Source organism: Amycolatopsis sp. NPDC059657, from assembly GCF_042734395.1.
GTDB lineage: Bacteria > Actinomycetota > Actinomycetes > Mycobacteriales > Pseudonocardiaceae > Amycolatopsis.
In genome coordinates this window covers 1-1,108 of sequence record NZ_JBHWEB010000098.1, presented here as the reverse complement: position 1 = coordinate 1,108, position 1,108 = coordinate 1, and the positions used below count along the sequence as shown (strand labels likewise).

The following is a 1,108-nucleotide window of genomic DNA, read 5'->3' as shown; positions in this document are numbered from 1 at the left end:
GGCCCCCCACCGCCCCTCGTCACCTCGGCGGGCGAGCCCCACCCGCCCCCAACACTCACGACGCCCGGCGAGACAACGTTACGTTTAGCTTTCCCCTCGATAACCCACTCGTCATCGCACATAAGCAGCGGTCGTCGCCTTGAGTGACTAAAGCACCGTTCGTGTGCGCAAGGTCGCTGACGATCACTTCGTTTATTTGATGAGAAACGGCGTTACCTTGATGCTGGCTGAACGATGTTCGCGGGCGGCCGCACATACGGTTGGTTTCTGTTCATTGCGGCGAAATGTCATCCCGCGCGCTGAGAGAGTGAGGAACCCGTGTCGAAGTACCTGCGTCGTGTGGCTGCTGTGGCAGTGCTGGCATTGTCCGGTGCCGTGGTCGCGGTCCCGGCCGCGTCGGCCCAATCGGGCAGCCGAATTTGCGGGAGACTGGTTGCCGGGCAGGCCTCCCAGTACACGCTCTACCTGGTCGAGGTCGACAAGGACAGCAAGGGCTGGGGCGAGTTCGACAAGGACTTTCAAGCATGTGAGAACACTCAAGAACGATGGGCCGACTCGTCAAGGTGCTCCTCCGCAGACTGCTACGAATACGTCAAATGCGAGACCATCTCGAGTGTCGTCAACTGGTCCAGGTACACCGGCAGGCCCTCCGGCTACAACCCGAAGGACATCTGCACGAGCATGAAGCGTCGAGCGGGATACAAGCTGGGGCTTTCAGGTAGCCCAAACGCGCTCACCACCAACTCGTTCACCACGTCGTGAGTGTTGCGGCCGTTCTATTGAGGGGTAAGCCAAATGTGGCGTGCTTTGGCCCAGCCTGGGATGCGTAGCGAAGCGAGGGCCGCCAGTGGTAACTCTGCTGCATCTAACGGAGCGGAGTTACCACTCGCGCGCACCACTCGCGCCTGAGTGGAGGGAAACCACTGCTCCGTTCGCTGCGGCAACGGTTCCCTCGCCCTGCGCCGAGCCAACGGCGCGGGCCTCTCCGCGGGGTCGTGAGTGTTGCCGACGGTTATTGATCCGTAAGGCAAATATGGCGTGTCAGTCTGCGGCGTAGCGGACTTCTTCCTTGCCGAAGAAGGCTTTCACGTGGTCGGGTTGGTTCTGG

Annotated in this window: 1 protein-coding gene; it reads left to right on the top strand. The window is 61.2% G+C overall.

Translation table 11 applies throughout. From position 1 onward, the window contains the following. The first annotated feature begins 339 nt into the window (after positions 1-339). Positions 340-762: a hypothetical protein gene (locus tag ACFV15_RS36250; RefSeq protein ID WP_378356385.1), complete on the top strand. Its 423-nt coding sequence runs from the start codon at positions 340-342 to the stop codon at positions 760-762. The last annotated feature ends 346 nt before the right edge of the window (positions 763-1,108 follow it).